The sequence below is a fragment of the Streptomyces mutomycini genome, from assembly GCF_001700505.1.
Classification (GTDB): domain Bacteria; phylum Actinomycetota; class Actinomycetes; order Streptomycetales; family Streptomycetaceae; genus Streptomyces; species Streptomyces mutomycini.
Genome location: NZ_MAPV01000328.1, coordinates 1 through 4,057 on the forward strand (window position 1 = coordinate 1; position 4,057 = coordinate 4,057).

Consider the following 4,057-nt stretch of genomic DNA (forward strand, 5'->3'; position numbering starts at 1 on the left):
GTCGTCATGGATACGAGCGTACGGGGCGGGGGTGTGGCACCGGGGGCTGCGAGCTGTTGCGCGGCCCGTTCGGGCGCCGCCCGGCTGCGTCAGTCGGAGTTCGCCCCACGGTGCAGGACCTCGTGAGTGATGCGGGAGAGGTCCTCGGAGCTGGGCATCAGCTCCCGCACTCCCGGCGGGAGGGCGGCGTACGTACTGACCGCGAGTGGCTGGTTCTGGGACTGCAGTGCGAATTCGACGACCGTCTCGTCCTTGCTCTCCGCGATGAGGATGCCAAGTGTCCGGTCGTCCCGCTCCGGGTCGCGCAGAAGGCGGTCCACCGCGGTGACGTAGAAGCTGAGCTGCCCGAGGTGAGAGGGGTGAGCCCTGGTGGTCTTCAGCTCGACCACCACGAAGCGGTGCAGCATGAAGTGGTAAAAGAGCAGGTCGATGCGGAACTCCGTATCGCCCACGGTGAGGGGGGTACTGGCGGCCGACGAACGCGAACCCGAAGCCGAGCTCGGTGAGAAACTGGATGATCTTGTTCGTCAGCGCGTCCTCGAGCTCGCGCTCGGCGGCGGTGTCCGACAGCTGGGTGAACTCCAGACGGTACGGATCCTTGAAGATCTGTGTCGCGGCCTCGGACTGCTCCGGGATGGTGACGTCGAAGTTGTTGGCGGCCGCGCCTTGGGCCAGATGGAGCTCGCTGCGGATGTGCGTGCTGAGGCGGTCGCGGGACCAGCCGTGGTACACGGCGTGCTGGGCGTAGAAGTCCAGCTCGAAGCGGGTTCTGCACTTGTCCATGAGGAGCTGGAGGTGGCCCCAGGGCAATTGCGCAGCAGCTTGCTGCGCAAACTGTTCGGTCCATGTTCGAGCCATCTGCTGCATGTACTGCAGATTGCGCGCGCTGAACCCCCGCTGGTTCGGGAACTCGGTCCGCAGCTCCGTGGCGATGCGGTCGACGACCTTCGTCCCCCACTTCTCGCCGCCCTGCCTCTCCAGGATCGTCCGCCCGATCTGCCAGTACATCAGGAGCATCTCGGTGTTCACCTTGAGCTGTGCGCGCACGTGCGCGCCCCGCACGATCGACTTGAGGTCGTCGAGCATGTCGTAGAAGCCAGGGGGAAGTTCGCCCCGGTGCTGGGCCGGCACCACTGCCTCGGCCGTGAGTTCGTTGTCCACGGGTGCAGGATTCCGGCACGTATGCCTGCGGTGACGTTTCTGCTCGCAAATGTACGCCCTACGGGTGATCGACCCCTTTCTGGGCGCGCAGCAACCAGTTCGTAACCCCGGACATCTGTCGCGCTACGCGCGTTGACTCTAGGCTGCGGCACGCAGGATCCAGAGAATCGAAGGGGACCGATGTCAGCGACTCCACAGAAGAACCGTGCGACTCGGCGGGTGCTCGCCACCGTCGCCGGGCTGACCACCGTAGGTGCGCTCGTCGCCGCGATGCCGGCCGGCGCCCAGGACCGGGGGCACGGTCACGGCCAGCAGTCCCGCACCGTCGACGTGCAGCTGCTCTCCTTCAACGACCTGCACGGCAACCTGGAGCCGCCCGCCGGTTCCGCGGGGACGGTCAGTGAGAAGCAGGCCGACGGCACGGTGAAGTCGATTCCGGCCGGTGGCGTCGAGTACCTGGCGACCTCGCTGCGCACCGCGCGCAAGGGGAACCCGTACTCCGTCACCGCGGCCGGCGGCGACATGGTGGGCGCGAGCCCGCTGCTGTCGGGGCTCTTCCACGACGAGCCCACCATCGAGGCGCTCAACGGGCTCGACCTCGACGTGACGGCCGTGGGCAACCACGAGTTCGACGAGGGGGCCACGGAGCTCGCCCGTCTGCAGAACGGCGGCTGCCACCCGGTCGAGGGGTGCTACGAGAAGGACAAGAAGTTCGAGGGCGCGGACTTCCCGTACCTCGCGGCCAACGTGACGAACGAGAAGACCGGCAAGCCGGTCCTCAAGCCGTACACGGTCTGGAAGAAGAACGGCGTCAAGATCGGCTTCATCGGGGTGACCCTGGAGGGCACGCCGAACATCGTCACGGCCAACGGCGTCAAGGGTCTGAAGTTCCACGACGAGATCGAGACGGTCAACAAGTACGCCAAGGAGCTGGACCGCCAGGGCGTCAAGTCCATCGTCGCGCTGATCCACGAGGGCGGCGCCCCGGCCTCCTCCTCGTACAACTACGACTGCGACAGCCCGGGCGCCGGTGACGGCATCTCCGGGCCGGTCGTCGACATCGCCAAGGGCATCACGCCGAAGGTCGACGCCCTGGTCACGGGCCACACCCACCAGGCGTACGTGTGCACGGTCCCGGACCCGTCGGGCAAGCCGCGCATGGTCACGTCGGCGTCGTCGTTCGGCAAGCTCTACACCGACACGACCCTCACCTACGACCGCCGCACCAAGGACATCGTGCGTACGTCGGTGGAGTCGGCCAACCACATCGTCAGCCGGGACCAGGCCAAGGCCACCGACATGACGGCGCTGATCGCCCGCTGGAACACCCTCGCCGCACCCATCGCGGGCCGGCCGCAGGGCTTCATCTCCGCCGACATCAACGGCCGCGGCTCCACCGCTCCCGAGAAGCCGCTCGGCAACCTGATCGCCGACGCCCAGCTGGAGGGCCTGGCCCCCGCGGACAAGGGCGGCGCGGTCGTCGCGTTCATGAACCCGGGCGGTATCCGCTCCGACCTGGTGTACGCGGCGTCCGGCGGTGAGGGCGACGGGGTGGTGACGTATGGCGAGGCGTTCACGGTCCAGCCGTTCACCAACATGATGAACGTCGTCGACCTCACCGGCGCGCAGCTGGTCACCGCACTGCAGCAGCAGGTCAGCGGCTCCAACGAGGCGTCCCCGAAGATCCTTCAGGTCTCGAAGGGCCTCACCTACACGCTGGACCTGACGAAGTCGGGCGCCGAGCGCGTGGTCGCCTCCTCGATCCTGCTGAACGGTGAGGCGATCGACCCGGCGAAGACGTACCGCGTCGCGATGAACGAGTTCCTCGCGGGCGGCGGCGACGGCTTCGCGGCCCTCGGCCAGGGCACGAACAAGCTGGTCGGGGCGTCCGACCTGGACCTGTTCAACGCCTACCTGGCAGCCCACTCGACGGCTTCCGCACCGCTGGCCCCGCCGGCCACGGACCGGATCACGGTCGTGCAGTAACTCCGGCGCGCTGTAACGTCCAGCGCTCCCGCAGGGCCCGAGGACCGACGGTCCGCCACGCGTCGTGGCGGACCGTCGGCTTGTTCAGGCCGGCCCGGGGACGAAGATGTCGTGGCCCCCCACTCGGCGCCACAGGATGTGCGTCACCCCTGGGCGGACTTCGTCTCCGTACTGCCAGGTGGCACGACCGTCCGGTGCCCAAGTCATCTCCATGACAGGGCGTGCGCCCTGCGGCAAGGAGATGCCCTGGACCGGCTTGACCCGGAGTCCGGGTCGGAACTGCCCCAACTCCACATCCGGAACGAACCTCTTCCGGATGACGTCCTCGAAGCGCTTCCGCTCCTCGGGCTTCAAGGCCTTGAAGTCGCGCTTGAAGTGGGCAGTCGTCTCAAAAGTGGGCAATCGGGCCTCCCGGTGTCAGGGGTCAGTCTTCGTCGAGGTGCGCGAACATGCTGTCCGTGTCCTCGTGGACGGCGGTGCGACCGGCAGCGATGTCCTCGCTGGTCCTGCGCTCGCCCTCCTGCCACTCCGGAGTCCAGAACCAGGCCTGGTCGGAGCGGATCTTGGTGAGTCCGTGCACCGTCACTTCACCGGCGCCGGTGATCTCGAACTCGAGTTCGTCGCCCTGGTTCACCCCGAGGGCTGCCCGAATGGCCTTGGGCAGTGTGATCTGCCCGTTCGTGCGCAGTATGGCTGTGGCTCCAGTCATGCAATGACCTCCTACCTCTGTCGCCATCCTTGCCAAGGTATCACGAAATGCGAACTTCCGAGTTTGAGAAATTCGTAATCTTGCAATGCGTGTGGTCGACGGGTTCCGGCCATGCGGGCGGCGGTGGCGAGATGACCCTGTTTCGTCATTGAGGTGTACCCGACATAATTCGAGCCCCCCCCACGGCCCCCGGAGGCACAC

General features: G+C 67.0%; 4 protein-coding genes and 1 pseudogene. 1 reads left to right on the top strand and 4 read right to left on the bottom strand.

The annotated features are described in order from the left end of the window. Positions 1-89: 89 nt before the first annotated feature. Positions 90-452 carry a PDDEXK nuclease domain-containing protein gene (locus tag BFF76_RS34290; RefSeq protein ID WP_244167379.1) on the bottom strand — a complete coding sequence of 121 codons (363 nt, stop codon included), beginning with the start codon at positions 450-452 and terminating at the stop codon, positions 90-92. A gap of 67 nt (positions 453-519) precedes the next feature. Further along, positions 520-1,086 (bottom strand): annotated as a pseudogene (locus BFF76_RS34295) (DUF1016 N-terminal domain-containing protein); the annotation flags it as partial. A gap of 255 nt (positions 1,087-1,341) precedes the next feature. Between BFF76_RS34295 and BFF76_RS30225 the strand changes: the two are divergent. After that, on the top strand, positions 1,342-3,147 hold the full coding sequence (locus BFF76_RS30225; RefSeq protein ID WP_065849497.1) for a bifunctional metallophosphatase/5'-nucleotidase: 1,806 nt from the start codon (positions 1,342-1,344) through the stop codon (positions 3,145-3,147). A gap of 84 nt (positions 3,148-3,231) precedes the next feature. Here the strand turns inward: BFF76_RS30225 and BFF76_RS30230 are convergent, their stop codons facing one another. Further along, positions 3,232-3,549, bottom strand: a complete 318-nt coding sequence (locus tag BFF76_RS30230) for a hypothetical protein (RefSeq protein ID WP_031093569.1) — start codon at positions 3,547-3,549, stop codon at positions 3,232-3,234. Positions 3,550-3,571: 22 nt separating this feature from the next. Beyond that, positions 3,572-3,856, bottom strand: a complete 285-nt coding sequence (locus BFF76_RS30235; protein WP_031093566.1) for an AbrB/MazE/SpoVT family DNA-binding domain-containing protein — start codon at positions 3,854-3,856, stop codon at positions 3,572-3,574. Positions 3,857-4,057 lie beyond the last annotated feature (201 nt).